This window comes from Streptomyces sp. NBC_00388 (assembly GCF_036061255.1).
Lineage (GTDB): Bacteria > Actinomycetota > Actinomycetes > Streptomycetales > Streptomycetaceae > Streptomyces.
Window position 1 is genome coordinate 1,513,191 of record NZ_CP107948.1, and the last position, 25,991, is coordinate 1,539,181.

The 25,991-nt window shown below is 71.4% G+C and carries 25 protein-coding genes; 10 read left to right on the plus strand and 15 right to left on the minus strand.

Translation table 11 applies throughout. The features are described from left to right. Positions 1–11: 11 nt before the first annotated feature. The 3 genes from OG917_RS06935 to OG917_RS06945 are packed head-to-tail and all read right to left on the minus strand — an operon-like array spanning position 12 to position 3,087. Positions 12–608, minus strand: coding sequence for a TetR/AcrR family transcriptional regulator (locus tag OG917_RS06935; protein WP_328316656.1), 597 nt, complete (start codon positions 606–608; stop codon positions 12–14). A gap of 56 nt (positions 609–664) precedes the next feature. Beyond that, positions 665–2,329, minus strand: a complete 1,665-nt coding sequence (locus OG917_RS06940; RefSeq protein ID WP_328316657.1) for a class I adenylate-forming enzyme family protein — start codon at positions 2,327–2,329, stop codon at positions 665–667. Next, entirely contained in the window at positions 2,326–3,087 is a 762-nt protein-coding gene (locus OG917_RS06945; protein ID WP_328321701.1) for an SDR family oxidoreductase, read from the minus strand. Before OG917_RS06945 ends, OG917_RS06940 begins: the two co-directional genes overlap by 4 nt. Positions 3,088–3,205: 118 nt before the next feature. Here OG917_RS06945 and OG917_RS06950 point away from each other — a divergent pair, with 118 nt between their 5' ends. Beyond that, positions 3,206–4,456, plus strand: coding sequence for an exo-beta-N-acetylmuramidase NamZ family protein (locus tag OG917_RS06950; protein WP_328316658.1), 1,251 nt, complete (start codon positions 3,206–3,208; stop codon positions 4,454–4,456). Positions 4,457–4,546: 90 nt separating this feature from the next. Here the strand turns inward: OG917_RS06950 and OG917_RS06955 are convergent, their stop codons facing one another. Then, positions 4,547–7,324, minus strand: coding sequence for a penicillin acylase family protein (locus OG917_RS06955; protein ID WP_328316659.1), 2,778 nt, complete (start codon positions 7,322–7,324; stop codon positions 4,547–4,549). A gap of 214 nt (positions 7,325–7,538) precedes the next feature. On the opposite strand from OG917_RS06955, the gene OG917_RS06960 reads away from it, so the two are divergent. Then, complete coding sequence (locus OG917_RS06960; RefSeq protein WP_328316660.1) at positions 7,539–8,150, plus strand: hypothetical protein; 612 nt, start codon at positions 7,539–7,541, stop codon at positions 8,148–8,150. 15 nt (positions 8,151–8,165) lie between these two features. Here the strand turns inward: OG917_RS06960 and soxR are convergent, their stop codons facing one another. After that, positions 8,166–8,651 (minus strand): redox-sensitive transcriptional activator SoxR, encoded by a 486-nt coding sequence (gene soxR, locus OG917_RS06965; protein WP_328316661.1) that lies wholly within the window; start codon positions 8,649–8,651, stop codon positions 8,166–8,168. A 161-nt stretch (positions 8,652–8,812) separates the two neighbouring features. On the opposite strand from soxR, the gene OG917_RS06970 reads away from it, so the two are divergent. After that, positions 8,813–9,274, plus strand: a complete 462-nt coding sequence (locus tag OG917_RS06970; RefSeq protein WP_328316662.1) for a MaoC family dehydratase — start codon at positions 8,813–8,815, stop codon at positions 9,272–9,274. A 95-nt stretch (positions 9,275–9,369) separates the two neighbouring features. Here the strand turns inward: OG917_RS06970 and OG917_RS06975 are convergent, their stop codons facing one another. The 3 genes from OG917_RS06975 to OG917_RS06985 all read right to left on the minus strand — a co-directional run bounded on the left by OG917_RS06975 (position 9,370) and on the right by OG917_RS06985 (position 11,627). Continuing rightward, a complete protein-coding gene (locus OG917_RS06975; protein WP_328316663.1) occupies positions 9,370–9,993 on the minus strand; it encodes a TetR/AcrR family transcriptional regulator in 624 nt (207 codons plus the stop codon). A gap of 104 nt (positions 9,994–10,097) precedes the next feature. Beyond that, on the minus strand, positions 10,098–10,385 hold the full coding sequence (locus OG917_RS06980; protein WP_328316664.1) for a YiaA/YiaB family inner membrane protein: 288 nt from the start codon (positions 10,383–10,385) through the stop codon (positions 10,098–10,100). 84 nt (positions 10,386–10,469) lie between these two features. Next, positions 10,470–11,627 carry an acyl-CoA dehydrogenase family protein gene (locus tag OG917_RS06985; protein ID WP_328316665.1) on the minus strand — a complete coding sequence of 386 codons (1,158 nt, stop codon included), beginning with the start codon at positions 11,625–11,627 and terminating at the stop codon, positions 10,470–10,472. A gap of 79 nt (positions 11,628–11,706) precedes the next feature. Between OG917_RS06985 and OG917_RS06990 the strand changes: the two genes are divergently transcribed. Next, on the plus strand, positions 11,707–12,363 hold the full coding sequence (locus OG917_RS06990) for a TetR/AcrR family transcriptional regulator (protein ID WP_328316666.1): 657 nt from the start codon (positions 11,707–11,709) through the stop codon (positions 12,361–12,363). A 116-nt stretch (positions 12,364–12,479) separates the two neighbouring features. Here the strand turns inward: OG917_RS06990 and OG917_RS06995 are convergent, their stop codons facing one another. From OG917_RS06995 to OG917_RS07005, 3 genes are all read right to left on the minus strand, one after another. Further along, positions 12,480–13,565 carry a Zn-dependent alcohol dehydrogenase gene (locus OG917_RS06995; protein ID WP_328316667.1) on the minus strand — a complete coding sequence of 362 codons (1,086 nt, stop codon included), beginning with the start codon at positions 13,563–13,565 and terminating at the stop codon, positions 12,480–12,482. Between the two features lie 17 nt (positions 13,566–13,582). Further along, entirely contained in the window at positions 13,583–14,977 is a 1,395-nt protein-coding gene (locus OG917_RS07000; RefSeq protein WP_328316668.1) for an aldehyde dehydrogenase family protein, read from the minus strand. A 161-nt stretch (positions 14,978–15,138) separates the two neighbouring features. Beyond that, on the minus strand, positions 15,139–15,744 hold the full coding sequence (locus tag OG917_RS07005; protein ID WP_328316669.1) for a TetR family transcriptional regulator: 606 nt from the start codon (positions 15,742–15,744) through the stop codon (positions 15,139–15,141). A 101-nt stretch (positions 15,745–15,845) separates the two neighbouring features. Between OG917_RS07005 and hmgA the strand changes: the two genes are divergently transcribed. The 4 genes from hmgA to OG917_RS07025 all read left to right on the plus strand — a co-directional run bounded on the left by hmgA (position 15,846) and on the right by OG917_RS07025 (position 20,465). Continuing rightward, positions 15,846–17,201 (plus strand): homogentisate 1,2-dioxygenase, encoded by a 1,356-nt coding sequence (gene hmgA, locus OG917_RS07010; protein WP_328316670.1) that lies wholly within the window; start codon positions 15,846–15,848, stop codon positions 17,199–17,201. Positions 17,202–17,275: 74 nt separating this feature from the next. Next, positions 17,276–18,025, plus strand: coding sequence for a GntR family transcriptional regulator (locus OG917_RS07015; protein WP_328316671.1), 750 nt, complete (start codon positions 17,276–17,278; stop codon positions 18,023–18,025). A 155-nt stretch (positions 18,026–18,180) separates the two neighbouring features. After that, on the plus strand, positions 18,181–19,308 hold the full coding sequence (locus tag OG917_RS07020; RefSeq protein WP_328316672.1) for an SPFH domain-containing protein: 1,128 nt from the start codon (positions 18,181–18,183) through the stop codon (positions 19,306–19,308). An 11-nt stretch (positions 19,309–19,319) separates the two neighbouring features. Beyond that, positions 19,320–20,465 (plus strand): hypothetical protein, encoded by a 1,146-nt coding sequence (locus tag OG917_RS07025; RefSeq protein ID WP_328316673.1) that lies wholly within the window; start codon positions 19,320–19,322, stop codon positions 20,463–20,465. Positions 20,466–20,510: 45 nt separating this feature from the next. Here the strand turns inward: OG917_RS07025 and OG917_RS07030 are convergent, their stop codons facing one another. From OG917_RS07030 to OG917_RS07040, 3 genes are all read right to left on the minus strand, one after another. Next, a complete protein-coding gene (locus OG917_RS07030; protein ID WP_328316674.1) occupies positions 20,511–20,765 on the minus strand; it encodes a non-oxidative hydroxyarylic acid decarboxylases subunit D in 255 nt (84 codons plus the stop codon). Positions 20,766–20,833: 68 nt separating this feature from the next. Next, complete coding sequence (locus tag OG917_RS07035) at positions 20,834–22,276, minus strand: non-oxidative hydroxyarylic acid decarboxylases subunit C (protein ID WP_328316675.1); 1,443 nt, start codon at positions 22,274–22,276, stop codon at positions 20,834–20,836. A gap of 10 nt (positions 22,277–22,286) precedes the next feature. Next, complete coding sequence (locus tag OG917_RS07040) at positions 22,287–22,898, minus strand: non-oxidative hydroxyarylic acid decarboxylases subunit B (RefSeq protein ID WP_328316676.1); 612 nt, start codon at positions 22,896–22,898, stop codon at positions 22,287–22,289. Between the two features lie 84 nt (positions 22,899–22,982). Between OG917_RS07040 and OG917_RS07045 the strand changes: the two genes are divergently transcribed. Both OG917_RS07045 and OG917_RS07050 read left to right on the plus strand, forming a co-directional pair. Further along, the gene (locus OG917_RS07045; RefSeq protein WP_328316677.1) at positions 22,983–23,870 is read left to right on the plus strand and encodes a helix-turn-helix domain-containing protein; all 888 of its coding nucleotides are present in this window, start codon (positions 22,983–22,985) and stop codon (positions 23,868–23,870) included. A gap of 67 nt (positions 23,871–23,937) precedes the next feature. After that, on the plus strand, positions 23,938–25,161 hold the full coding sequence (locus tag OG917_RS07050) for a type ISP restriction/modification enzyme (RefSeq protein WP_328316678.1): 1,224 nt from the start codon (positions 23,938–23,940) through the stop codon (positions 25,159–25,161). A gap of 346 nt (positions 25,162–25,507) precedes the next feature. Here OG917_RS07050 and OG917_RS07055 read toward each other — a convergent pair whose 3' ends face one another. Continuing rightward, positions 25,508–25,771, minus strand: a complete 264-nt coding sequence (locus OG917_RS07055; protein ID WP_328316679.1) for a hypothetical protein — start codon at positions 25,769–25,771, stop codon at positions 25,508–25,510. Positions 25,772–25,991 lie beyond the last annotated feature (220 nt).

The following is a 25,991-nucleotide window of genomic DNA, read 5'->3' on the forward strand; positions in this document are numbered from 1 at the left end:
CTCAGCGGCGGCTACGGCCGCAGCGCCCTCAGCAGCAGGCCGGCCAGCTGATCGGCCAGTTCGCGCGGGGTCAGCGGGCCGTCGGGGCGGTACCACGTCGACAGGTGGTGCACGGAGCCGAAGTGGTAGTCGACCACCAGGTCCGCGGATGTGGACGTCGAGAACACCCCGGTGCGCTGGCCCTCCTCCACCAGCGCCCGGAAGCGTTCGTGGTAGCGGCGCCGTTCGAGCCGTACCTGCTTGTTCTTCTCCGGGCTCAGGTGGTGCATGGAGCGGAAGAAGATCGCCGCGTCGTCCAGATTGTCGATCGTGGTGACGACGACGTCCGCCGCGGCCTCGCGCAGCCGCTCCTCGACGGGCGCGTCGGCGCCGGCGTACGCGTCCAGCCGCTCCTGCTGGAGCCTCAGCACCCGGGAGTAGACCTCCTGGAGCAGATCCTCCTTGGAGCCGAAGTAGTGGTAGAGCGCCCCCTTGGTGACCCCTGCCGCTTCCACGATCTCCTGGACGGAGGTCCGGTCGTAGCCGCGCTCGGCGAAGAGCCGGGTGGCGGCGGCCAGCAGCCTCTGCGGGACGGGGACACCGTTCCCGTCGGTCGTTCTGGCTGCCATCGCCGCCACCTTCCGTCCGTTCCTGTGCTCGCGCGGTGCGTGTATGCCCGCGCCGTTCACTGCGGGGAACGCAGTTCCCGCCTCAGGATCTTCCCACTGGTGGTCTTCGGCAGCTCCTGCAGTATCTCGACCTCCCGGGGGTACTTGTAGGCCGCGAGCCGCTCCTTGCAGTAGGCGGCCAGCTCGGCCGGCGTCACCACGGCCCCGGACTCCGTGGGCCGCAGGCTCACATAGGCCTTGACCGACTCCCCGCGGTAGGGGTCGGGGATGCCGACCACGGCGGCCTCCCGCACGGCGGGGTGGGTGTAGAGGACGTCCTCGACCTCACGCGGCCAGACCTTGAAGCCGGAGGCGTTGATCATGTCCTTCATCCGGTCGACCACGTAGAGCCAGCCGTACCGGTCCATGAAGCCGATGTCCCCGGTGCGCAGCTCGCCGCCGGGGAACGCCTCGGCGGTGGCTTCCGGGCGTTCCCAGTAGCCGGAGACGACCTGCGGCCCGCTCACCACGATCTCGCCCTGCTCACCGAAGGGCACCTCGTCCCCGTTGAGGTCCAGGATCCGCACCACGGTGTCGGGACCCGGCACGCCGACCGAGAGCGTGCCCGAGACCGGATCGACCGGGGCCTCCTGCTCGGGCGGGACGGAGGCGCACGGAGCGGTGCACTCGGTGAGTCCGTACCCATTGCGGATGTACGGGCCGAAACGCTCGCGGAACCCCTCCACCAGCGCGGGCGGCAGCGGCGCGCCGCCCGACGAGATCACCTCGAAGGAGGCGAAGTGGTCCGGGGTGACCGCCGGGTCGGCCGCGAGGGCCATGAAGGCCGTGGAAGGGCCGACGGTGTACGCGGGGCGGTGCTCCGTGAACGCGTCCAGGACCACACCGGGGTGGAACCGGTAGGCGAGCACGAGAGTGCCGGCGTTGGCGACGCAGGCGGCGAGCTCGCAGACCATGCCGGTGATGTGGAAGAGCGGCGCGAGGGCGAAGTACGCCGAGCCCTCCGCGATCGGGTGGCCGGTGCGCTGGCGCTCGGCGTTCACCATGATGTTGGCGTGCGCGTTCATCGCGCCCTTGGGGCGTCCGCTGGTCCCCGACGTGTAGCTGATCAGCGCCACGTCGGTGGCGCGCGGGTCGCGGCCGGCGGGGGCCCGGAGCCCCTGCCGGGCGACCGCCAGCAGATCCTCGGTGTCCTCGGGGCACGGCAGCCGGTCGAAGTTGAGGACCCGTTCGTCGTCACGGCTCTGCAGGTCGCGTTCGCAGGCGGTGAGAGCGAACCGCAGCGGGGAGCCCGCGGCGGTCTCCCGCAGATACGACTCCCACGCGCGGTCCGAGCAGACCAGCGCGGTGACACCGGCGTCCCGCAGGGCGTGGCCGACCTCCGCCGACTTGTACATCGGGTTGAGCGGTACGACCGTGGCCCCCGCCTTCCAGGCGCCGAGCAGCGCCAGCACGAAGTGCGGAGTGTTCTGCAGCATGATCGCGACCCGGTCACCGCGGTTCACGCCCCTGGCCGCGAGGTGCCCGGCGACCGAGTCGGAGAGGGTGTCGGTCTCGCGGTAGGTGAGCCGCCCGTCGAAGTAGGCGAGAGCGGGCTGCGAGGGAGCCCGGGCCACCGCGTCGCGGAAGGCGTGCACCACGCTGGGCTGCGGGTGCACCGGGCGGCGCTGGGCCTCGCTGAGCCGGCCGAGCCAGGGCTTCGCCGCGTAGATGGAGGTGCTCACTGCCCCGCCTCCCACTTCTGCTGGAGGTGGTTCATCCCGCCGATCCACCGGTCGGGCTCGGCGGCCCGCGCCTGGTAGTACGCGGCGACCTCGGGGTGCGGCAGCACCAGGAACCGCTCGTCGGCGATGGCGGCGAAGAGCGCGTCGGCGACGTCATCGGGCTCGATCGCCGTGGGGGCGAGCACCAGTTCGCCCGCGGACCCCGCCGATGTGAGCATGTCGGTCCTTACGCCCTGCGGGCAGATCGCGTGGACCTTCAGCCCGCGGTGGCGGTAGGTGAGGGAGAGCCATTCGGCGAAGGCGAGAGCCCCGTGCTTGGTGACGCTGTACGGCGCGGCGCCGATCATGGTGAGCAGCCCGGCGGCCGACACGGTGGAGACGAAGCGGCCCGCACCGCGCTCCAGCCAGTCGGGGAGGAGCTCCCGGGCCGCGCGGACATGGGCCATCACGTTGACGTCCCAGGCCGAGGCCCAGACCTCCTCGTCGGCGAAGGGGTCCCCGGGTGAGCCGAGGCCGGCGTTGGCACAGTAGATGTCGACACGCCCGCCGAGTGCGTCGCGGGCGGCGCCGACGACCTCGGAGGCGTCGCCGGGCAGCGCGACGGCGCCGATCCCGGCCGCCACCGCCTCCGCCTTCGCAGCGTCCAGGTCGTTGACCACGACACGCGCGCCCTCTGCGGCGAACCTCCGGGCCAGTGCCGCGCCGATACCCCCGCCCGCCCCTGTGACCACTACACCCGCGCCGTCGACCGTACCCATCAGGACCTGCCTCTCCATTGAATGCACCAGCAGACTAACCAGTCGGTATGTCGCAGGGGAAGGGGCGAGAGTTAGCCTGCGTGGCCATGACACCCGGCACGATCATGGAGGTAGCACGATGAGCCTTTCCAGGCGGGGACTACTGGCCGCGAGCGGAGCCGTGGGGGCGCTGGGAGCCGTGGGCAGCGCGGCGGAACCGGCCGCCGCGCAGGGGCGGCGCGCCCGGGTGCGCACCGGGTTCGACCGGCTGGCCGCCGACGGCTACGGCCTGCTCGACGGGGAACGGGTCGGGATCGTCACCAACCCGACCGGTGTCACCCAGGACCTCCGGCACATCGTCGATGTGATGCACGCCGACAAGAACGTGAACCTCACGGCCGTCTTCGGCCCGGAGCACGGCTTCCGCGGTACGGCGCAGGCGGGCGGTTCCGAGGGGCGCTACGACGACCCGGCCACCGGGCTGCCGGTCTACGACACGTACACCAGGAGCGGACAGCCGCTGGCGGACATCTTCACCGCGTCCGGAGTGGACACCGTGGTGTTCGACATCCAGGACGCGGGCGCGCGCTTCTACACGTACATCTGGACGCTGTACGACTGCATGGAGGCGGCGGCGCTGGCGGGGCTGCGCTTCGTGGTGCTCGACCGGCCGAACCCGGTCACCGGGCGGGCCGCGCTCGGTCCTGTGCTGCACAAGGAGTTCGCGACGTTCGTCGGCCGGCAGCCGATCGCGCAGGCGCACGGGATGACGGTGACGGAGCTCGCCCGGCTCTTCAACGGTGAGTTCCTGGCCAGGCCCGTGGAGCTGGAGACCGTGCGGATGTCCGGCTGGCGGCGCGGCGACTTCTTCGATGCGACGGGGCTCCCCTGGGTGCCCCCGAGCCCGAACATGCCGACGCCCGACACCGCCCTGGTCTACTCCGGGACCTGCCTGTTCGAGGGGACCAACCTCTCCGAGGGGCGGGGCACCACCAGGCCGTTCGAGCTGCTGGGGGCCGAGGGGATCGACCGCCGGTGGGCGGAGGCCGCCAATGCGCTGGAGCTGCCGGGGGTCGCCTTCCGCGAGGCGTACTTCGCACCCGTGTTCTCCAAGTTCGAGGGGAAGACGGCGGGCGGGGTGCAGCTCCATGTGCAGGACCGGGCGGCGTTCGACCCGGTGCGGACCGCCATCGGGCTGCTGGTCACGGCGAAGAAGGTCTGGTCCGGGTTCGCCTGGCGTTCCGACGACTGGATCGACAAGCTGACGGGTTCGGCGCAGGTCCGCACGGCGATCGACAAGGGCGCGGACACCGATGAGGTGGTGGGCGCCTGGCAGGGCGAGCTCAGCGCCTTCCGGGCCGTGCGCGAGCGGTATCTGACGTACCGCTGAGCAACCGCCGCGGGCCGGACCGGAGTTGTCCGGTCCGGCCCGCGGCCTCCTGCTCGGTTCGCCGGCTGTTCCCGTGCCCGGCGCCACCCGTTACCGGTGCGAGGGGAACTCCACGACCTGCTGGTACGTGGGGCGGTTCTGCCACTGGATGGGCCAGAACTGCAGCCCGCCCAGCGGGCGGTGGATGATCGCGTCCGAGCACCACTGGTCACCGGCGGCGCAGCTGTCGTCGCCGGGGTAGACCTGCGCCGGGGTCTTGGCCGCGGCCTGGCCGAGCGTCGAGAGCAGCGCGTCGCGGCAGGCGCTCAGGTCGCCCCCGCCGCAGTACGTCCTGCCCAGCTTGCCCTGGACGGGGCGGCCGAGGACCGTGCGGATGTCCTTGTCGACATAGCTCCACCAGCCGTACTGGAAGGCCGATCCGGCGTGGGCCCCGGTGGGCCCGTGGCCCGCCGACGGTGATTCGTCGACCGAGAGGTTGGCGGTGAGCGCGGAGTAGAGGTCGTCACCGAGCCCCGGTTTGAACTCGGCCTCCACCAGCAGCGGCCACCAGGCGTCCATGATCCGCACGGCGTCCGGGTGCGTGTAGACGTGCGAGCTCTGGGCGTTCTCCTTGCGCTGCGTCCCGTCGGCCACCCACGCCTCAAGCTGCTCGACGGCCTTGGCCTCCGCCGGGTCGGTGACCGGCTTGCTCCGTACGACGTCGAGCAGTTCGGGCAGGACGTCCTCGCCCCGCAGATCGGTCACGGCCGCCTCGGCCATGGCCCGGGTCAGCCCGGCGCGCGTGACACCGCCCTTGGCGACGAGCTTCGCCACCCGGTCACCGAGCAGGTCCACCCGGTGCACCGAGCCGTTGCCGAACCCGGCCGACGAGAAGTCCTTGGCCTGCTTGTTGTTCCAGGAGACGTAGTAGTCCTGGCCCACGGACTGCGGGTGCTCGGCGGCCGGGGTCACGTCGGTGCTGTGACTGTCGGGGTCGAAGCCCTTCCACTCGTAGGCCTGTTCGGCCAGGACCGGCAGGGACGCGTCCACTCCGGCCGCGCGCACCGGGTTCATGCCGCTGTTGAAGTAGGCGGCCTGGCGGGAGTCGGCGTAGAACCAGTTGAAGGTGTAGCCGATGTGGTCCGCCGCCTGCTGGAAGGTCTTGGCGTCCTTCACGTACGACGGGTCGTTCATCATCTGGAAGCCGACGATCGAGTCGGCCTCATGCCCGTACGTACTGCGCAGCGAGGTGTAGGCGACGGGTTTGCCGCCGACGGTCGCGCGGTGCGTCACGATGCCGTACTTGGTCCGGTAGATCTGCATCCGGTAGGAACCGGCCGCGGTGGAGTCGGCGACGGTGGGCTTCCAGGAGTTGGTCCGCTCCATCTTCTCCATCGGGGTGCAGACCCCCCGGAAGAGGTAGTGGGTGTCGTCCTGGCAGAGCTCCACCGCGTAGGTGTCGGTGATGTCCTGGCCCGCCGAAGTGGCGCTCCACGCGTAGTCCTGGCCACGGCCCAGCTGGATGTACATGCCGACACCGGCGAAGGAGACACCGCGGGCGCTGATACCGGGCCCCTGGAGTTCCTGGAGCATCAGCAGCTGGGGCAGGAAGTAGCCCGTCTGCGGGCCGAACACGGCGACGGGATTCCCGCTCGCGGTGTGCTGTCCCGAGACGACGAGGGCGTTGGACATGCCCTTCTTGCTGCTGAACAGGTCGGCCGGCAGGACTCCGTTGTCGTACATGCCCTGGACGGGCTTCAGCTTCTTCGACGCCTTGACCGGGGTCTTCGCCGCGGTCTTGGCACCGCCGGTCCGGTCGTACACCAGTGGTTCGGCCTTCACCGAGCCCTGGTCGGGCATCGCGGTGCCCTTGGGGTCCGCGGGTTTGACCGCGTAGGGGAAGCTGGTGCCGTCGTGGACGGTGAGGGTCGCCTCCGGGTCGTTGCGCTCCCGGAAGGACTCCCAGACCTTGCTGCCCTCGGTGACGCCGTACTTCTGCTGTGCGGAGAGCAGCGAGAGCGCGGCCTGGACCTCGCCGCCACCGCCGCCGCCGAAGAGGCCTCCGACGACCGAGGCGAGCGCGATCATGTCCGTGATCTTGAACGGTTCGATCTCACCGGCGTTGGTGATCGCGTCGATCTTCCCCGTGAGGACGTACTCGCCCGGGAAGTACCGTCCGTCCTTCGACTTCTGCCGGTAGGAGTTGATGCCGTCGACGTAGGCCTGTGCGTCGTCCATGGCCTGTTTGCCGCGGGCGCCCTGGGCCGCTATCCGGTCGGCCTGGTCCTGGAGGTCCTGCTCGGTGTACGGCGCCTGGGGCCAGAACTCCTGTTCGAGGCCCCGATTGGCGAGGGCGCCGCCGGCGAAGGACGTGAGCTCGCCGCGGCCGATGTGCCGGAAGAGGTCCATCAGCCAGAGCCGGTCCTGGCCCGCCGCGTACCCGGCGCCGAACTCGGTCCCGTAGCGGGTGGTCCCCTTGATGTGGGGTACGCCGGTCTTCTTGTCCCGCGTGATGCTGACGTCGTCGCGCGGCTTGGTGACCGAGGCCACCTGGTCGGCGGGGACGCCGAAGGAGCCGTCGTTGAAGAAGTTGTTCAGGGTGGAGTCGGTGAGCGACGGCGCCCCTGCGGGCAGCGCGTCGTACGGTCCGAGCTGGTCGGCGCTGTGCTCGGGACGTGTACCCAGCGCACGGTGGGCAAGGATCTGGGCGAGGGTGGCGTTACCGTTCTCGCCCGGCGGCAGGATGTCGTTGCACTGGCTCCTGCAGTAGTCGGTGACGGGATCCGCGGCCGCTGCGGTCGCCTGCGGCAGGGGCGTCGTCAGTCCGGCGCCGAGTGCGAACACCGCTACGGCGATGGCAGTTCTGAGCTTTCCGGTGCGTCGTCGCATGAATGCTCCTGAGAGGGAAGCCGAAGAGACGGACGTTACTGGCGAGGTGACCCGTCAGTAAGGTGAACATGCGTCACCTTTTCCGAATCGCCACACAGGTGCGGGAGCGGTCGCATCCGTGATGGCAGCCATCGGGAATTCGATGGAGCCGAATCGGGTAGCCGTACGTCCATTCACTGACGCAGGAGTTTTCAGCGACGGAGGTGGCAGTGCGATGGCCGGTTTCCGGAGTCTCGCGAGACAGGTGCGCGATCCCCATCACGACCTTGCCCTGCGGCGGTATTCGCTGCGCAAGTGTCTGGAGAGGTTTGCCCCGTACGGACACAGGGCGACCTGGGATCATCTGTGTGCCAGGCATCACATCGGGCCCGAGGACCGGGCCCCGGATCCGGCGCGGCTGGTGGCCGCGCTCGACGAACTGGAAGAGGCGCGGACCGTCTGGCTGGCCTACGAGGCGGAGTTCGCGGAGCGGCGCAAGCGCGAGAAGCACGACGGGCTGCGGCGCCCCGGCGCCTTCGACGACTGGCACCGGCGCACCTGGGGCGGGTGCGGTGTCGCCTGGTGCGGCGACCCCGCCGTGCACCCGTCACGGCCCCTGGCGGAGGTTCTGCGGCGGCTGATTTCCGCCCTCAGGACCGATCCGGCCGGCGCCTGCCCGGTGTGTACCGAGAAGACCATCACCTGGACCTCGCGGGGCGGCCGCGAACCGTGGTCGGGACCGGTCTGCAGCCGCTGCGGGATTCTGGTGCCGCAGCCCGTCCTGACCTCCACCGCGCTGGCCCGGGCGAGGAGGGTGCGGTCCGCCGCCCTGGCCTCGGCGGCCTGAGGAGCGGCACGGGCGTCAGCCGGTTCCGCTCTCCGCACCGGCACCGGCAGGGCCGGGGAGCAGCCTCGAACCGGTCATACGGTCACCGGCGGCGTCGTCCGGGTTGGAGAGGACGCAGTTCTCCAGCGACAGGCAGCCGCAGCCGATGCAGTCCGTGAGATGGTCGCGGAGACGGCCGAGCTGGGCGATGCGCCCGTCCAGCTCGGAGCGCCAGGCGGCGGAGAGGCGGGCCCAGTCCTCGCGGTTGGGCGTGCGCTCGTCGGGGAGTTCGGCGAGAGCGCCCCTGATCGTGGCGAGCGGGATACCGACCCGCTGGGCCGCGCGGACGAAGGCGACGCGCCGCAGCGCGTCACGCGTGTAGCGGCGCTGGTTGCCGCTCGTCCTGCGGCTGCTGATCAGACCCTTGCTCTCGTAGAAGTGCAGGGCGGAGACGGCGGCGCCACTCCGTGCGGAGAGCTGCCCGACCGTGAGTTCCTGGATCTTCTCTGGAATGTGCGGCACTCCGCGAAGCCTACTGCCCGGCGGCCGCGCGCCCCGGGGCGGACGGCCGGTCGTTGACAGGGACGGGCGCCCCCGACAATGCTGAGCAAGCGCTTGGACACTTCACGGGGGCCGCCGGAGCACCGCCGGCCGCCCGGACCGCTGGGAAGGCAGGATCACGCATGGCAGAGCCGAGGATCTTCACATCCGCCGATGAGCTGCGCGCCGGTATCGGCGAGGAGCTGGGGCCGAGCGAGTGGCTGGAGATCGACCAGAAGCGGATCGACCTCTTCGCCGACGCCACCGGTGACCACCAGTGGATCCACGTCGACCCGGCGAAGGCCGCGGCGGGCCCGTTCGGCACCACCATCGCCCACGGCTATCTGACCCTGTCGCTGCTGCCCACACTGGTCCCGCAGGTCATGCGGGTCGAGGGCATGAAGATGGGCATCAACTACGGCACCAACAAGGTGCGTTTCCCGGCCACGGTGCCGGTCGGCTCCCGGCTGCGGGCCACTGCGGTCCTCACGGACGTGTCCGACGCGGGCGGGGGTGTGCAGGTGACGGCCGCCGTCACGGTGGAGCGCGAGGGCGGCGACAAGCCGGTGTGCGTGGCGGAGTCGGTCTCCCGCTACTACTTCTGAACCGGCCGGGCCCCGGGGCCCGGCGGGGCTCCCGGGGCCCGGCGGGGCTCCCGGGGCCCGTACCGCTGAACGGCCCGGCCGCCGCCGGGCCCGGGCTACTTCCGGGCCGAGACCATCCGCAGGACGAGGCCGGCGTAGAAGACGCCGACCTCGTCGGGCGTATTGCGCCCTTCCACGTTGAACCAGCGCGCCACATCGATGCAGAGCGACAGCACGGCCAGCGCGGTCCCGGGGACGTACGGGACGTCGAACTCCCCCGTCTGCACACCGTCGTCGATGATCCGGCGCACGGCGTCGTCGCTGCGCCTGCGGAGTTCGACGATCTCGGCGCGGTGCCCGTCACCGAGGGCGTCGAGCTCGTACTGGACGACCCGGGCCGTCGTGTGGTGCCCCGCGTGCCAGCGGACGAAGGAGCGGACGGCTGCCGCGAGCCGTTCGGAGGGCGAGCCGGGACCGCCGGCGGCCGTCTCCAGGATCTCCAGGGCCTTCTCGTGGCCGATCCGGCTGATCCGGTGGAGCAGTTCTTCCTTGGTCTTGTAGTGGATGTAGAGCGCGGCCGGGCTCATTCCGGCGCGGCCCGCGATGTCACGGGTCGTCGTCGCGTGGTAGCCGCGTTCGGCGAAGGCCTCGACCGCGGCGACGAGCAGCCGCCTGGCGGCCTCGGGGCCGACCTCCGCCCACGGCTCCTCGCCGCCCGCCGTCTCCTCCGCCGTGCTCATTGCTCGCCCCTTCCGCCCATGACGCAGCACCGCTGCAGGACGCACACCATACCCCGAGGGTGAGCAAGCGCTTAGAACACCGGCGGGGCGGGCGGGGAGGGCCGTCAGAGCTTCTGGAACGGGTCGTGCTCGGCGAGCAGCTTCTCCAGACGGGCCTGGTCGACACGGGTCACGATCTGCCCGGCCTCCTGCCGGTCCCTGATGACCTTGGCGAGGGTGAAGGCGGATGTCGTGAGGTAGAGGAGTCCCAGCCCGAGGAAGGCCCGCACCCAGACGTTCACGTCCAGGTTGAGGATCCCCAGGGCCATGGCGGCCAGTGCGACCGCGAAGGACGCGACGGCCTGGCCGAAGTAGGCGGCGGTGTTCTGCTGTCTGACCGGTGTGTCACTCATGGGGACAGCATCGTGCGGATGTGGCACGGGCCACATCCGCACGGATACTCAGCGCGGATACTCATCCCGCGCGACCGGGGCGGGTCAGAAGGCGGAGACGCCGGTGAGCGCGCGGCCGATGACCAGCTTCTGGATCTGGCTCGTGCCCTCGTACAGCGTCATCACCCGGGCGTCGCGCAGCAGCTTTCCCGCCGGGTACTCGTCGATGTACCCGTAGCCGCCGAAGACCTGGAGCGCGTTGTTCGCGGCCCTCACGGCGGCCTCCGAGGCGAAGAGCTTGGCCTTGGACGACTCGGTGGTGAAGGGTTCGCCGCGGTCGATCAGGTCGGCGACCCGCCAGGTGAGCAGCCGGGCGGCGTCCACGTCCACGGCGATGTCGGTGATCAGCTCCTGGACGAGCTGATGGTGGGCGATCGTCCTGCCGAACTGCTCACGCTCGGTCGCGTACGTCACCGCGCAGTCCAGTGCCGCCTGCGCGATGCCCACACAGCCGGCGGCGACCGACATCCGCCCCTTGGCGAGCGCCGACATGGCGACCGCGAAGCCCTTGCCCTCCGGCGCCAGCATCGCCGATGCCGGGACCCTCACGTCCTCGAAGGTGAGCTCGGCCGTCGCCTGGCCGCGCAGCCCGAGCTTGCCGTGGACGGTGCGGCGGGTGAGCCCAGGGGTGTCGGTGGGGACGAGGAACGCCGAGATCCCCCGGTGACCGGGGGCGTCGGTGGAACGGGCGAAGAGGAGCACCACATCGGCCCAGGTGCCGTTGGTGATGAACATCTTGGAACCGTTGACGACGTAGTCACCCGAGCCGCCGTCCCGGACGGCCTTCGTCGTGAGGTTGCCCGCGTCTGAGCCGGTGCCGGGCTCGGTCAGGCCGAAGCAGCCGATGAGTTCGCCGGAGGTGAGACCGGGCAGCCAGCGCCGCTTCTGCTCCTCGTCGCCCCAGTGCGCGATGGTCTTGGCCACCAGCCCCAGCGAGACCGAGACGATCCCGCGCACCGAGGAGTCGCCCCGGCCCAGTTCCTCGGTGACCAGGCAGTACGCGAGGTGGTCGCCGCCGGAGCCGCCGTACTCCTCGGGCACGGTCAGCCCGAGGAAGCCCAGCGCGCCGAGCTTGCGCACCACGGAGCGGTCGACGCTCTCCGCCCGGTCCCACTCGACGACGTGCGGAGTGATCTCCCGGGCGACGAAGTCCTCGGCGAGCCGCCGGACCGCGGACTGCTCCTCACTGAGCTCCAGATTCATGGGGCACCTCATTCGCATCAGCCGAAGCGGCTAAATTAGCACTGCTAGTTTTCAGGTGGCAGGCCCTACTATGTGCGCCATGGCCCGCCCACGCAAGCCCCTCCTCAGCAGGGAGCGCATCGTCACGACCGCGAGCGCGCTCGTGGACTCCGAGGGGCTCGCCGCGGTCTCCACCCGCCGGCTCGCCGCCGAGCTGGGCGTCAGCGGGCCCTCGCTCTACAACCACTTCCGCACCAAGGACGAGATCCTCGAAGCGGTGGCCGACTCCGTCTCGGCCCAGGTCGACCTGTCGATGTTCGACGAGGGCGACAGCCGCGGCTGGCGGACCGCGCTGCACGACTGGGCCGTCTCCTACCGGGCAGCCCTCAGCGACCACCCCAACATCGTCCCGGTGCTGGCCCAGGGTCCCGGACGCCGCCCGGCAGGGCTGCGGGTGGCCGACGCGGTGTTCGGCGCGATGGTCCGCGCGGGATGGCCGCCCGCGCAGGCGACGTACATCGGGGCACTGATGCGGTACTTCATCACCGGCTCGGCGCTCGGCTCGTTCGCCCGCGGCTTCGTCGACGACGAGGCGGCCTACGACCCCGCCGACTACCCGCACCTCGGCCAGGCCCACCTGCTCGCCGACCGGCGGCAGAAGGTCGACAACGGCGCCTTCGAGACCGGGCTCAGGGCCCTGGTGGACGGCCTGGCGCTGCAGTTCGCCGCCGTCCGGGCGGTACCGGACGGCGGCTGACACCTGCGGCGGGTGCCAGCACCCGCGGGGACCCGGCCGCAGGCCGCCGCGGATGCCCGGACCCGCGCCCATGCTCACCGGCCACTGGTCACTGGTCACCGGTCACTGACCACCGGTCACTGGTCGAAGACCACCAGCGCCCGTCCGCCCTTGCCGGCCAGCATGTTCTCGAACGCCCCGGGGATCCCCTCCAGGCCGATCCGCTCCGTCACCATCGCCCCGACGTCGAGCCGGCCCGCCCGGATGTGCCCGGCGAGCACCGGCAGGTCCTGTGCCGGGTCGGAGTTGCCGTAGACGCAGCCGGACAGCGTGCGGCCCCAGTGGAAGAGCTCCAGGGCGTTGAAGGTGACCTGCTGGTCCTTGCCGCCGATGCCCACCACGGTCGTGCGCCCGCCGCGCCGGGTCGACTCCCAGGCCGTACGGATCGTCACCGCGCGGCCGACGCACTCGACTGCGGCGTCCACGCCGTGACCGCCGGTCAGCCGGCGGATGTCCTTGGCCGTCGTCCCGGACGCGACCAGGAACTCGGTGGCGCCGGCCGCCCTCGCCAGCTCCTCCTTGGCCGGGGAGACGTCGACCGCGATGATCTCCGACGCGCCCGCGATCCGCGCGGACTGCAGCGTCGCGAGGCCGACCCCGCCCGCCCCGAAGACCGCGACCGTCTCCCCCGCACGGACCCGGGCCGAGTGGTGGACGGCGCCGTACCCGGTGAGGACCGCACACCCCAGCAGGGCCGCGTCCTGGAGCGGGATGCCGTCGGGCACCGGCAGGACGCAGTTCGCGGCGACGACCGTCTCCTCGGCGAAGGCCGCGACGTTCAGGCCGGGATGGAGCGCGGTGCCGTCGGCGGTACGGGCGTGGACCCCGGCCGCCCCCGACAGCGCGTCGGCGCAGAGCCACACCTCTCCCAGCGAGCAGGCATGGCACTTCCCGCAGGACGGCGCCCAGTTGAGGACGACACCGTCACCGGGGGCGACATGGGTGACGCCCTCCCCCACGGAGACGACGGTACCTGCGCCCTCGTGGCCGAGGACCGCGGGAACGGGCACCCGCATGGTGCCGTTGGCCAGCGAGAGGTCGGAGTGGCAGACCCCGGCGGCGGCGAGGCGGACCCGGACCTGGCCGGGGCCGGGCTCGGGCAGTTCGATGCCGGTGATCTCCAGCGGGGAACCGATGGCGGACAGGACGGCGGCGCGGACCATGTGCGTTGCTCCCGGGCTCAGAACTGCAGGGACTTGGTCTGGAGGTACTCGGCAAGGCCGTGCGAGCCGAGCTCGCGGCCCACACCGGACTGCTTGTAACCGCCGAAGGGCGCACGCGGGTTGAACCGGCCGCCGTTGATGTCGACCTGTCCGGTGTCCATCCGCCGCGCGAAGGCCACCGCCTCGCTCTCCTCACCGGCCCAGACCGCGCCTGCGAGGCCGTAGACGGTGCCGTTGGCGATGCGCAGGGCGTCCTCCTCGTCCTCGTAGGCGATGACCGAGACGACCGGGCCGAAGATCTCCTCCTGCGCGATGGTCATGTCGGGCGTGACATCGGCGAAGACGGTCGCACTGACGTAGTACCCCCGCTCCAGGGGCGCCTCGGGGCCGCCCGCGACGAGCCGGGCCCCCTCCTCGATCCCCTTCTCGATGTATCCGCGCACCCGGGCCAGCTGCTTGGCGTTGACCAGCGGGCCCATCCGGCCGCCCGGGACGTACTTGGCGGCGGCGGCCGCCGCGAGGGCGACCGCCTCGTCGTACTGGTCCCGGTGGACCAGCATCCGGGTCCAGGCGCTGCACGTCTGGCCGGAGTTGCCCATGACGTTGGCGACGCCGACGCCCACCGCCTTGGCGAGGTCGGCGCTCGGCAGGATGACGTTGGCGGACTTCCCGCCCAGCTCCAGCGCGACGCGCTTGACCGCGGCGCCCGCGACCGCCCCGATCTGGCGGCCGACCGCCGTGGAGCCGGTGAAGGAGACCAGGTCGACGCCCTCGTGGCCGGCGAGCGCCTGGCCCGCGACCGGCCCGGCCCCGGTGACCAGGTTGAAGACTCCGGCGGGGAGCCCAGCCTCCGCGGTCGCCTCGGCGAACAGCTGCGCCGTCAGCGGGGTGTCCTCGGCCGGCTTGAGGACGACCGTGCAGCCCGCGGCGAGCGCCGGGGCGACCTTGGCGACGATCTGGTGCAGCGGATAGTTCCAGGGCGTGATCGCGCCCACGACACCGATGGGTTCGGAGAGGACGGTGGAGTTGCCGACCTTCTCCTCGAAGGGGTGGGAGGCGGCCAGTTCCGCGTACGAACCGGCGACCAGGGCGGGCACGCCCGCATGGACGAGCTGGGAGAACTGCAGAGGTGAGCCCAGCTCCGCTGTGACGGTCTCCGCGATCTCGTCGCGGCGGGCCACCAGCACGTCGCGCAGCGCCCCGATCCTGGCCGCGCGCTCGGCGGGCGCCGTCGCCGCCCACGCGGGGAAGGCCTCGCGGGCGGCCCGTACCGCCGCGTCGATGTCCTCCGGAGTGCCGGCGGGGACATGGCCGATGACCTGTTCGTCGGCCGGATTGACCACCGCGATGGTGTCCCGGCCCGCCGCGGGCCGCCACTCGCCGCCGATGTACATGCCGTCGTGGGCCTTCATCGCACTCCTCCTGAGCCTGCAGAGCCTGCCGGTGCCTGCCGCACCGGCGCGACGCCGTGCGGCGCCGTCCGGTTGACCGTCACCGCCCAAACTAGCGGTGTTAGTTTTCTGGCGCCAGGGCCCCGGGGTCCGGCCGGTCCGGCGTTCGGCCCGGAACACGTTCAGTCCAGCGCCGGCCCGAGGTAGGCGTGCAGCAGTTCCCGGGCCTCCGCGATCAGCCCGGCGTCCCCCGACGGCTCGGCGCGGAAGGCGAGCTGGAGCAGGGCGTCGGTCGCCTCCACCCCGACGAGCACCTTGCGGCGCAGCCTGTCGTCGGCGGCCCTGCCGAGGTGCGACGCGAGCAGCCCGGTGAGGCGGTCGGCGACCTTCGGGTTGGGGTCGTCCAGTGCCGCGGGGACACCGAAGTCGACGAAGGCGAACCCGGGGACGCTCCGCCGCATGGCGAGGTACTCGTCCAGTACGGCGTCGATCACCCCGCGCCAGTCCGCGGCCGGGAGCGCGGTCAGCCGCTCGGCGATCCGCCCGGCGTAGCCGTCCAGATTGCGCTGGGCCAGAGCGTCGGCCATCGCGCGCTTGTTCCCGAAGAAGCGGTAGACGGAACCGATGGGCACCGCGGCCCGAGCGGCGACGGCGCGGGTGGTCAGCTGCTCGTAACCGTCCTCGTCGAGGATTTCCGCGCAGGCGTCGAGTATCCGGGTCAGCCGCTCGGCGCTGCGCTGCTGTACGGGGACGCGCCGGAGCGCGTTCGGATCGGGCATGCGCTCCATGATGCCCCGGCGCCGTGTCGCCGCCGGTTTCTGCCCGTTGACGCGCGGTAAGCGCAATCCTACTGTTGAGCATAGGATTCTTTCGGCACCGGGAGCGAGCGATGAGCACCATCGAGCAGGCCAGAGAGATCGAGCGGGCCCGGGAGACCGCCGGGGCACTGGCGTACTCCTCGGGCTTCGGCAATGAGCACAGCACGGAGGCGGTGCCCGGCGCCCTGCCGCACGGGCGGAACTCGCCGCAGCGCGCCCCGCTCGGTCTGTACGCGGAACAGCTCAGCGGTTCGGCGTTCACCGAGCCCCGGGCGCACAACCACCGCTCCTGGCTCTACCGGATCAGGCCGTCCGCCGCCCACCCGCCCTTCGTCCGGATCGACAACGGCGCGGTGCGCGGCGGGCCGTTCACCGAGACGGTCCCCGACCCCAACAGGCTCCGCTGGGACCCGCTCCCCGAGCCCGCGCCGGGCACGGACTTCCTGGCCGGCCTGTGGACCCTCGGCGGCAACGGCGACCCGAGCCGCCGCTCCGGGATGGCCGTGCACCTCTACCACGCCAACTCCCCCATGACCGACCGGGCGTTCAGTGACGCCGACGGCGAGCTGCTGATCGTCCCCGAGAGCGGCGGACTCCTCATCCGTACGGAGCTGGGGCTGCTGAGTGCGCGGCCCGGTCAGATCGCACTGATCCCGCGCGGGGTCCGGTTCCGTGTCGAGCTGCTGGACCCGGTGGTCCGCGGCTATGTCTGCGAGAACTACGGCCGCCCCTTCCAGCTCCCCGACCTCGGCCCGATCGGCGCCAACGGCCTGGCGAACGCACGGGACTTCCTCGCCCCGGTCGCCGCCTTCGAGGACGACGGCGACGGCGGACGCGAGGTCCAGGTGGTGAACAAGTTCTGCGGCAACCTCTGGGCCGCGCAGTACGACCACTCGCCACTGGACGTCGTCGCCTGGCACGGCAACCATGTGCCGTACGTCTACGACCTGCACCGCTTCAATGTCCTGGGGTCCATCAGCTACGACCACCCGGACCCGTCGATCTTCACGGTGCTCACGTCCCCTTCCGACACCGCGGGTCTCGCCGGTGTCGACTTCGTGGTCTTCGCGCCGCGCTGGCTGGTCGGCGAGGACACCTTCAGACCGCCGTACTTCCACCGCAACGTGATGAGCGAGTACATGGGGCTCATCGAGGGCGCGTACGACGCGAAGACGGCGGGCAAGGGCGGATTCGTGCCGGGGGGCGGCTCCCTGCACAACATGATGTCCGCGCACGGTCCGGACCGGGAGACCTTCGAGCGGGCCGGAGCCGCCGAGCTCAAGCCGCAGAAGATCGACGACGGGCTTGCCTTCATGTTCGAGACGCGCTGGCCGCTGACGGCGACCGCGCAGGCGGCGCAGGCCGGAAACCTGCAGGCCGGGTACGACGACGTGTGGCAGGGGCTGGCCAGGCACTGGGAGGGCTGAGAGATAATCGGACACCACGGCCGGCCGCCGTCCGGTGCCAGTACGGCCGGCCGTCCGTACGTACGGAGAGCCATGTGACCGCCTTCGCGCCCGACTCGCTGGTCCTGAACCGCAGGCTGCCGCTCTGGTACCAGGTCTCGCAGTCCCTGCGGGCCTCGATACTGGGCCGCCATCCGCAGGATCCGCTGCGGCTGCCGACCGAGGAACAGCTGGCAGGGCACTACCGGGTCAGCGTGCTCACCATGCGCCAGGCCCTCAAGGAGCTGGAGAAGGAAGGGCTGATCACCCGGCACCGGAGGCGCGGCACCTTCATCGACCCGGGCGCACGGCCCAGCGCTCCGCGCCGCCTGCTGGGGTCCATCGACGCGATCGTCGCCCAGCAGTCGGGCGAGCGGACGACCGTGCTGAGCCACGGTCCGGCCCCGGTACCGGGCGACCTGTCCGAGTACTTTCCGGGCCTGGACGAGATAGTCGGCTTCACCAGGCTGCGCTGCGACGGCGAGAGCGGCGAGCCGACCAACTGGGCGGAGAACGCGCTCCGTCCGGAGACCGCCGCCGCCGTGCGGATCAGCGATCTGGAGCGCTGGCCGATGACCAAGGTCCTGCGCGACGGGGTGGGTGTACGGATCAGCCGGATCACGGACACGGTCGAGGCCCGGCTGGCGGACCCGGTGACGGCCGAGCTCCTGCAGGTCCCGCTCCTCTCCCCGATCCTGCACTACACGGGGGTGACGTACGACGAGGCGGACCGGGTCGTGGACGTGGCCCGGATCCGGTACCGGGGCGACAGGTTCTCCTTCTCCGTGACGGTGGAGGCGCCCTGATCCCTGGGCTGATCCCCCGGTACCGGCGGGCGTGACGGCCCCGGCTGGCAGGTCCGCGCGGGGGCCTGTGGACGGCTCGACCAGGTGTCCGAACCGGTTGCTATCGTTCCCAGGCGTGTCAGGAGAAGCACGCGAACGAGAGCGGGGGATGTCCCATGGGGCTGTTCGACAGCATCCGCGGTGAATTCATTGACATCGTCGAATGGACCGACGACAGCCGGGACACGATCGTCTGGCGCTTCCCGCGCCACGACAACGAGATCAAGATGGGCGCCCGGCTCGTCGTGCGCGAGTCGCAGACGGCGGTCTTCGTCAACGAGGGCCGTATCGCGGACGTGTTCCAGCCGGGTACGTACACGCTGGAGACACGGAACCTGCCGCTGCTCTCCACGCTGAAGGGCTGGAAGTACGGGTTCGACTCGCCGTTCAAGGCCGAGGTGTACTTCGTCACCACCCGTCAGTTCACCGACATGAAGTGGGGCACGCAGAACCCGGTCATCGTCCGCGACCCCGAGTTCGGCATGGTGCGGCTGCGCGCCTTCGGCGCCTTCGCGGCGCGTGTGGTGGACCCGGCCGCGCTGCTGCGTGAGCTCGCGGGCACCGACCCGCAGTTCCGCACCGAGGAGGTGCAGGAGTACCTGCGGCAGCTGATCGTCGGCAAGCTGGGCACCGCGCTGGCCAGCTCGGGTGTACCGATGCTGGATCTGGCCACCCAGCAGGAGGCGCTCGGTGTGAAGCTGGCCGGCGCGCTCACCCAGGAGCTGTCGCCGGTCGGTATCGCGGTCCCCAGGTTCATCATCGAGAACATCTCGCTGCCGCCCGAGGTGGAGCAGGCCATCGACACCCGCTCCCGGATGGGCATCGCGGGCAATCTCGACCAGTACACCCAGTTCCAGGCGGCGGACGCGCTCGGCGCGGGCGCCAGGACCCCCGGCAGCGGTGTCGGCGAGGGCATGGGGCTGGGCCTGGGGATGGCGGCCGGACAGCGGATGGCAGCCGGGCTCGCCCCGCAGCAGCCCGCGGCGCCCGCTCCGGCCGCCGCCGCGGCCCCGGCGGGTCCGCCGCCGCTGCCCGCGCAGGATCAGTGGTTCATCGGCGTCGACGGCGCCCAGCAGGGGCCGTACGACAGCGGTGTGCTGAGCGGGCTGGTGGGTGCGGGCACCCTGACGCGTGCGACGCTCGTCTGGAAGGACGGGATGTCCGGCTGGCTCCCGGCCGGTCAGGTGCCCGGGGTCAGCGGCCTCTTCGGTTCCGTTCCGCCACCGCTCCCGCCCCAGGGCTGAGGCGGCGGACGATGACGACCGACGATCAGCACACCGGCCCCGCCACCGGGCCCGGCCAGGGGGTCCCCGTGCCGGGCCCGGCTTCCCGCTCCTACCCGTGCCAGGCGTGCGGCGCCACCGTGGAGTTCGCGCCGGGCTCCGGCGCGATGCGCTGCCCGTACTGCGGACAGGAGCAGGCGGTCACCGCGGTGCCCCGGCAGGTGCGCGAGCACAGCTGGGACGAGCTCGCGGCACTGCCCGCCAAACCGCTGGGCTCCACGCCCCCCGGTCTGCGCACCTATGTCTGTCCTGGCTGCGCCGCCCACACCGAGAGCGACGACCTCTCCGCCCGCTGCCAGTTCTGCGCGACCGCACTGGTCACGGAGCCGGACGCCACCGAGCGGGTGGCACCGGAGGCGGTGGTCCCCTTCGGTCTCGACCGCAACGACGCCCGTGAGGCGCTGCGCACGTGGACGTCCTCCCGCTGGTTCGCCCCCTCCAGCCTCAAGAAGGTCAGCGAGGCGGAGACGTTCAAGGGCAGCTATCTGCCGCACTGGACGTACGACGCGGGGACGCTCTCCCACTACCGGGGCCAGCGCGGTGAGTACTACTACGTGACCGAGACGTACACCACCACGGAGAACGGCGAGACCGTCACCAAGACCCGTGAGGTGCGCCATACCCGCTGGTTCGCGGCCTCCGGCACGGTCAGCCGCGACTTCGACGATGTACTGGTCGCGGGGACCACCCACGTGGCCACGAAGCAGCTGGACAAGCTGACGCCGTGGCCACTGGAGGAGGCCGAGCCCTTCCAGCCGGAGTACCTGGCCGGTTTCCAGACCGTGCGGTACGACGTGGAGCCCGAGGACGGGCTGGTGACGGCCAAGGAGCGGATGGCAGAGGTCATCACACGCGACTGCCGGTCCGACATCGGCGGGGACGAGCAGCGGGTCCACTCGGTGGACACCCGGTACTCCGGACTCACCTTCAAGCTGATGCTGCTGCCCGTGTGGTTCCTGACCTATCTCTACGCGGGCAAGAGCTGGCAGGTCATGGTCAACGCACGGACCGCCGAGGTGATCGGCGAACGTCCGTACAGCAAGGGCAAGATCGCCGCCGTGGTGGTGGCGGCCCTGGCCGTCATCGCGGTGATCGTCTTCCTGGTGGTCAGAAAGTAGGGCCGGGGACATGATCCCTTCGCTGTGTGCCCGCTCCGGCATCGGTCAGTCCCGGCCGAGCAGCGGGGGGATCGTGGGCACCTCGATCGCACTGTCGATATCGGCCTGCGTCAGCTTGAACGCGTCCGGGTAGGCGTCGCGGCGGGTGCGGCGGGCTGGTTCGCTGGTGCGCCAGGTGTAGAGGCAGCGGCCGCACTGCAGCACGTCCCACACTCCGGGCACGGGTGACACGGCGAGGCGAGTGATCGCCGTGAAGGCACAGCGGGGGCACTCGGGGCACTCGACGGGCGGGACACTCATGGCAGTTGTCCTTTCGGCAGGTTTCACGGGGCGGGTGTCACGGGGCAGGTGTCACGGGGCAGGTCGTATCAGGGGGCGGGTGTCACGGGGCGGTCGGCGATCATGCGCCGCAGCCGGGCTGCCCACGCGGCGGTCTCCGGGAGGTCCTTGGCGGGGGTGGAGAAGTTGCCGCGGATGTCGGGGGCGACCGGGGTCGTCGCGTCAGTGATCATCTTGCTGGTGATGCCGGCGGGCTGGGCGGCGGGCGCGAGTTCGAGGACCGACAGGTTGGGGATGATGACGACGTCGTCCTTGGGGTTGACCTTGGCGGACATGGCCCACATGACCTGCGGCAGGTCGAACGGGTCGATGTCCTCGTCGACGAGGACCACCTGGGAGACGTAGCCGAGCCCGTGCGGCGTGGTCATCGCGCGCATGCCGACGGCCTTGGCGAAGCCGCCGTACCGCCGGGCCGTGGAAATGATCACCATCAGGCCGTGCGTGTACATGGCGTTGACCGCCTTCACCTCGGGAAACTCGGAGCGCAGCTGCTTGAGCAGCGGCACGCACGTGTTGGGGCCTACGAGGTAGTCGCACTCGGTCCATGGCATGCCGAGGTAGAGCGACTCGAAGACGGGGTCGGTGCGGTACGAGACACGGTCGACACGGATGACCGGCATCCGCCTGCCGCCCGAGTAGTGGCCGGTGAACTCCCCGAACGGGCCCTCGATCTGACGCTCGCGGGACTCGATGACGCCCTCGATGACCACCTCGCTGCCCCACGGCACGTCGAAGCCGGTGAGCGGCGCCGTGGCGATCGGCGCGGGCGCACCGCGCAGCGCGCCGGCCATCTCGTACTCGCTCCGGTCGTACGCCATCGGCATCCCGGCGACGATCGCCATCACGGGATCGTTGCCCAGGGTGATGGCGATGGGCAGATCCTCGCCCACCTCTTCGGCCTTGCGCAGGTGCTGGGCGATGTCGTGCATGGGGACAGGCTGGATCGCGAGCCGGTCCGGGCCGATGACCTGAATGCGGTACGTGCCGACGTTCTGCTTGCCGAAATCGCCGGGGTCCCCGGGGTCGCGGGAGACGACGGCTGCCTTGTCGAGGTAGAAGCCGCCGTCGCCGTCGTTGAGGCGGAACAGCGGCAGGACGGAGAAGAGGTCGACATCGCCGCCTTCCTGGGAGTTCTCGCGCCAGGGCGCGTCCTCGCGGCGTTCGGGTGCGACGGGGAAGGCGTCCCAGCGCCGTGCGAACTCCTCCACCTGCTCCTTGACCGGAGTGTTCTTCGGCAGTCCGAGCGCGAGGGCGTGGTTGGCCCATGAGCCGTGCACGTTCATCGCGATACGGGCGCTGGTGAATCCCTTCACGTTGTCGAAGAGGAGGGCCGGGGCGTTCTCGCCGATTCGGCCCGTCGCGTTGGCGGCGGCCGCGATATCAGGCTCGGGCAGCACCTCGTCAGTGACGCGCAGCAGCTGCCCCTCCTTGTCCAGAGTATCGAGAAAACTGCGCAGATCATCATGATGCATGGTGAATTCCTCAGCTCTGTACGGGGTTTCGGACCGCGTCAGGGCGAGCGGCACGCGCCTCGCGCATACCGGCCCAGCGCCGGGCGGCGGGCGCCGGCAGGTCGAACTGGTCGAGGACGCGGGCCGTGATGTGGTCGACGATGTCGTCGACCGTCAGCGGGTGGTTGTAGAAGGCGGGCATGGGCGGCACCATGCGCACGCCCATGCGGGCCAGCGCGAGCATGTTCTGCAGGTGGATCTCGCTCAGCGGTGTCTCGCGCGGGACGAGAACGAGCCTGCGCCGCTCCTTGAGGGTCACATCGGCTGCGCGCGCGACAAGCCCGTCCGCGTATCCCGCACTGATCCCCGCGAGGGTCTTCATGGAGCACGGCACGATCACCATGCCATCGGTCCTGAACGACCCGGAGGAGAGGGTGGCGCCCTGGTCATCGGGGTGGTGCGCGACATCGGCGAGTGCCGACACCCCGGCCACCGACAGACCGGTCTCCAGCTCGATCGTGGTCCGGGCCCAGCGGGAGAGCACCAGGTGCGTCTCCACATCCGGCAGCTCCCGCAGGTTCTCCAGGAGACGGACACCGATCGGGGCGCCTGTCGCCCCGGTCATTCCCACGACCAACCGCACTTGACCCCTCCTGACACGTCGCTGACCTGTTCCTCCACGCTAGAAGGAGGTTCGGGCGCGGCAGCGGTATCCTCGGGACTCGCGATGGGGAAAAACGGACACGATGCAGGACGCCCCGGCGTCAGGGAGCTGGCGTACAGCCCGACCGCCGGTACACCGGCCGGGGTCGAGGTGATGGAGCTCGCCGGCCTGTACGCGCGCTCCCGCCGTCACGGCAACGACCCGTATGTGCCGCTGCGCCCCGCCTTCCACCAGTTGATCGGCGCCCGTGAACGGCCCCTTCGTGTGGGGGTGGACTTCGTCGAGCACGAGCTGCGCCCCGGGTCGTGGCTGTGGATCCGGCCGGGGCAGGTACAGCGGTTCGGCCCGGACCTGGAAGGGGCGGACGGGGTGGTCGTGCTGTTCCAGCCGGGCTTCCTGCCGCCCGCCACGGTGTCGGCGGCGCACATGGACCCGCCGTACGAACAGGGTCCGCTGACCCCCGAAGGCCAGGCAGCGGAAGGTCTGCGGCGGGCTCTCGACCATCTCGCCTACGAGTACGGGGCGATGGCCTCCCTCCCCCTGGCCGCACACACCGAGGTACTGCGCGCCCTGCTGTCCGTACTGATGGTGCGGCTCGCCCAGGCGCGCGGACCGGCGCCCCGAACGGCTGCCGCGTCCGGGACGTTCCACCGCCTCCACACGGCGATCGAGCGGGACCACGCGGTGACCCGGCGTGTGGAGGACTACGCGGCGGCGCTGGGCTACAGCCCGCGCACGCTGACCCGCGCGACACTCGCGGCGACGGGCCGGACAGCGAAGCAGTACATCGACGACCGGGTGCTGCTGGAGGCGAAACGGCTGTTGCGGCACAGCGGTCTCGCGGCCACGGAGGTCGCGGCCCGGCTCGGGTTCGCCGACGCGAGCGACTTCACGAAGTTCTTCCGGCTGCGCACGGGGACGACGCCGGGCGCGTTCCGTGAGGCCCCGTAGCCGCGCCGGTGAACCCGGGCGGCCCCACCTCCGGCCGGACGACGGCGCGTTGACGACAGCCCTTAGCATGCGGACCGTGACCGATGACGTTCCTCTGCTCGACGATCTGATGCCCTGGTCGGTGCGGTCCCCACGGCTGGGGCGCGGCTGGGTGGTGGCGCCCGACGCCCGTTCGCTCAAGGCCCGCTGGGACGCTCTGGTCCGGGCCGACGGCGCCGAACGGGAGCGGCTGTTCCGCCCCACCAGGGCCAGGACGCCGGGGAGTTCCGTACCGGCGCTGCCGGGACAGCCCTCCGGGACGGGCCGCTTCAGCCGGGAGGCGGGGCCGTGCCCGGCACCCGTACGGTTCGGCTGCGGACCGTTCGACGAGCAGTGGCTGATCCCGGACCACCGGCTGCTGGACGCCGCCCGGCCGGAGCTGTGGCGGGTCACCGACGACCGCCAGATCTTCGCCGTCGAGCAGGCCGGCGCCGCAGGCGGGAGCGGGTCCGCGGAGCCGGGCCCCGCGCTGCTCGTCTCCGCGGCGCTCCCCGACGGCCGTACCCCGGCGGGCCGGCCGGGACGGATCAGACCGCTGTACCGCAGGCCCGGCGGGGCGGAGCCCAACATCGCCCCGGGGCTGGCCGCTCTGCTCACCGCGCGCTACGGCCAGGAGGTCACCGCAGGGCAGCTCCTCGCCTGGGCGGTCGCCGTGGCCCGCCTTGTGCCGGGCGGCTGCGCCGTCCCCCTGACCGCGGACCCGGGACTCTGGTCGTCCGGGACCGAACTGGGCCGGCGGCTGCTGCGGATCCAGCTGCGCGGAGCGCGCGGCGGTGGCCGTCCCCGGCTGCCCGGTGGCCGCCGCCCCTATGTGCGGGCCGCCGTCCCGCCCCGGCCCGGGCCGCCGGAGTACGACCCCGGCGAGGAGGCTCTGCTGCTCGGAGCCGGGCGCATCGCGCCGGTGCCCGCCGGGGCCTGGGATTTCACGGTCGGCGGCGCGCGGGTGCTCGACCTCTGGTTCGGGAACAGGACAGCTCCGGCGGAGCCCGGCACGCTGGAGGCGCTGCGACCGGCCGGCTGGCCGCCGGAGTGGAGCTCCGAGCTGCTGGAGCTGATCACCGTACTGGCCCTGCTGGCCGAACTCCGGGACGAACAGGCGGCGTTGCGCCGGCGGGTATCGGAGAGCCCCTGCGTCAGGAGGGCCGAACTGGAGGCTGCCGGCGTCCTTCCGGTGCCCGAGGGGGCCCGCCGCCCCGCCTCGGTGTTCGACCATCACGAGGAGGGCCCGGAAGGGCAGTTCGCACTGATGTGACGCCGCCACCGCGGGCTCCGGCACCGCGTTGCGGCGTTCGTTCACGCACGAGCGGCCCGCGGGACCGGGAAGGCGGGCGCGGCTGGCCGGGCGCCAGAAGGGCCGGGGTGTCGGAGGGCCGGGGTGTCGGAGGGCCGTCTCACGGAAGGACGGAAGGGCTGCCCCGGGTCCGGGCGGGGGCGCAACAAGGGCTGCTGTCGATGACGTACGGAGACCGGAACCCGCGGACCGGCGAGCACACCGGAGCGCCACTGCGCGCCCCGGGGATGACGGGCGGGACGTGAGCAGCGCCGCACCGGGACGGTGTGGTCGCCCGGTCGTGGACCGGATGTTCCAGTCGGTGGCTTCAGCCGCGGCTGCCGAAGAGCGTGCGGCGCAGTCGTCGCAGCGGGGCGAAGAGCTTCACCCGTGCGCCTCTGCCCGTCCTGGAGTGGGCGACATCGCGTGAAGTGAGCTCACGCATCAGCGACGTCGCCTCTGCCGACTCTCGCTGCGGGACGACAGGGCCGCCGAGCACCGAGAGATGACGGTCGAGGCGCGAGCTGGTCGCACCGCTTCCGCACGTAATCGCAGGCACTCGTGGCCTGCTGCGCACTGTTATCTGTTCCATGTCACTCCCCACCCGTACGAGGGCACCCGGCCCGGGGCACAGTAACCCTATCGCCCCTCGGCGGCACCCGTGTATCCCGGGCGCCGGATTCACCTCTGTCATACGGAGGTTGACGGTGACTCTCCGAATACATCTGCCTGCGGCGAGAGTTGACCGGTCCGGCCCCGCAGGCCCCGGCGGACCTCCGGAGCCGGACGGAGGCCCTGGGGACAGGGCCTCC